The following is a 2,535-nucleotide window of genomic DNA, read 5'->3' on the forward strand; positions in this document are numbered from 1 at the left end:
TGCAGGCGCTGTACGCACTGCCGCAGGTGAAGGAAGTCAACAACCTCTACGGCCCGACGGAGGACACGACGTACTCGACGCACGCGCGAGTGGAGCGCGGAGCGAAGACGGAGCCGAGGATTGGGCGCCCGCTGGAAGGCACGCAGGCGTACGTGCTGGACGCGAAGGGGCAGCCGGTGCCGGTGGGCGCGCCGGGCGAGCTGTACCTGGGAGGCGAGGGCCTGGCGCGAGGCTACCTGGGGCAGCCCGGGTTGACAGCGGAGCGCTTCGTGCCGGACGGCTTCAGCGAGAAGGCGGGAGCGAGGCTGTACCGCACGGGAGACAAGGTGCGGTGGGGCCGGGACGGGACGCTGGAGTACCTGGGGCGAATGGACTTCCAGGTGAAGGTGCGAGGCTTCCGCATCGAGCTGGGAGAAGTGGAAGCAGCGCTGGGAGCGCAGCCTTCCATCCGCGACGTGGTGGTGGTGGTGCGGGAGGACGCGCCCGGAGACAAGCGGCTGGTGGCGTACGTGGTGGCGCAGGCGGGCCACACGGCGGACGCGGCGAGTCTGCGAAGCGCGCTGAAGGGCCGGTTGCCGGAGTACATGGTGCCGTCGGCCTTCGTGGTGCTGGAGTCCCTGCCGCTCAACGCGAACGGGAAGGTGGACCGCAAGGCGCTGCCGAAGCCGGAAGCCGGCGCGGAGCGCACGCACGTCTACGTGGCGCCGCGCAACCAGACGGAGCAGGTGCTCGCCTCGCTGTGGGAGGCGGTGCTGGGCGTGAAGCAGGTGGGCATCCAGGACAGCTTCTTCGAACTGGGAGGCCACTCGCTGCTGGCGACGCAGGCGATGTCGCGCATCCGCACGGCGTTCAACGTCGAGCTGCCGCTGCGAGCCCTCTTCGAAGCCCCCACGGTCGCGGAGCTGGCCCTCAAGGTCGAGGCGGCCCGGAGCACGGGACAGGCGTTGACGGTACCGAAGCTGGACGCCGTGGCGCGGACGGGACGGGAGCCGTTGTCCTTCGCGCAGCAGCGCCTCTGGCTGCTGGATCAGCTCCAGCCCGGGAGCGCGTCGTACAACCTCCCGATGGCGGTGCGGATGAGCGGCACCGTGGACGTAGAGGCCCTGCGTCGCACCTTTGACGAACTGGTGCGGCGCCACGAGTCCCTGCGCACGTCGTTCCAGGTGCACGACGGTCAGCCCTTCCAGGTGATCGCTTCGTCCCAGGAAGTGGCCTGGAGCTTCACGGCGCTGGACGGCCTGCCGGAAGACCTGCGTGAGAAGGAACTCCGGAGTCGGGTGAGCGCGGAAGCCCTGCGTCCGTTCGACTTGAGCCAGGGCCCGCTCTTCCGCGCGACGCTGGTGCGGCTGGGTGCCACCGAACACGTGCTGGTGCTGGTGATGCACCACATCGTGTCGGATGGCTGGTCGATGGACGTGCTGGTTCGCGAAGTGGGCGCGCTCTACAGCGCGTATGCTGAAGGCCGCTCCTCGCCGCTGCCGGAGCTGGCGGTGCAGTACGCGGACTACGCGGCGTGGCAGCGTGGCTGGCTGAAGGGCGACGTGCTGGAGGCGCAACTCGGTTGGTGGCGTCAGCAATTGGCGGGCGCCCCGCATGCGTTGGAGCTGCCGACGGACCGTCCTCGCCCGGTGGTGCAGCGCTTCCACGGTGCCAATGCGTCCTTGCTGCTGCCGAAGGCGCTGAACGAAGCGCTGAAGACGCTGGCACGCCAGGAGGGCGCCACGTCCTTCATGGTGTTGCTGGCGGCATGGCAGGTACTGCTGGCGCGCTACAGCGGCCAGCAGGACATCAGCGTGGGAACGCCCATCGCGGGCCGCAACCGGACGGAGCTGGAAGGACTCATCGGCTTCTTCGTGAACACGCTGGTGATCCGCGCGCGTCTGGAAGGCAGCCCATCGTTCCGTCAGGTGCTGCGCCAGGTGAAGGAGACGACGCTGGGAGCGTACGCGCACCAGGAGGTGCCGTTCGAGAAGCTGGTGGAAGAGCTGAACCCGGAGCGCGATCTGAGCCGCACGCCGCTCTTCCAGGTGATGTTCACGATGCAGACGATCTCGCCGAACACGGGAGAGGTGCGCCCGAACGCCGGGCTGACGCTGCGGTCGCTGGAGACGGAAGGGGCGACGGCGAAGTTCGATCTGACGCTGGGAATGGCGGAGACGGAGCAGGGCCTCGCGGCGTCGCTTGAATACAACACGGACCTGTACGACGCGGAGACGGCACACCGACTGCTGGGGCACCTCGGGACGTTGCTGTCCGGACTAGCGAAGGACGCGGATGCAAGCGTCTGGGACCTGCCGCTGCTGGCAACTGAAGAGCGTCAGCAGGTGCTGAAGCGCTTCACGGGCACGGTGTCTCCTGAAGTGGCCGCGGGCACGGAGACGATCCACGGACGCTTCACGGAGCAGGTGAAGCGGACGCCGGACGCGGTGGCGGTGGAACACGAAGGGACGCGGCTGACGTACGCGCAGGTGGAAGTGCGTGCGAATCAGTTGGCGCGCCACCTGAGGACGTTGGGGGTGGGGGAGGAGAGCCGGG

The 2,535-nt window shown here is 68.6% G+C and carries 1 protein-coding gene; it reads left to right on the plus strand.

Going from position 1 to position 2,535, the window contains the following annotated elements; translation table 11 throughout:
* The coding region (locus D7V88_RS40565; RefSeq protein WP_147449111.1) for a condensation domain-containing protein at positions 1-2,535 on the plus strand (2,535 nt) is incomplete at both ends.

It is taken from the genome of Corallococcus terminator (genome assembly GCF_003611635.1).
Classification (GTDB): domain Bacteria; phylum Myxococcota; class Myxococcia; order Myxococcales; family Myxococcaceae; genus Corallococcus; species Corallococcus terminator.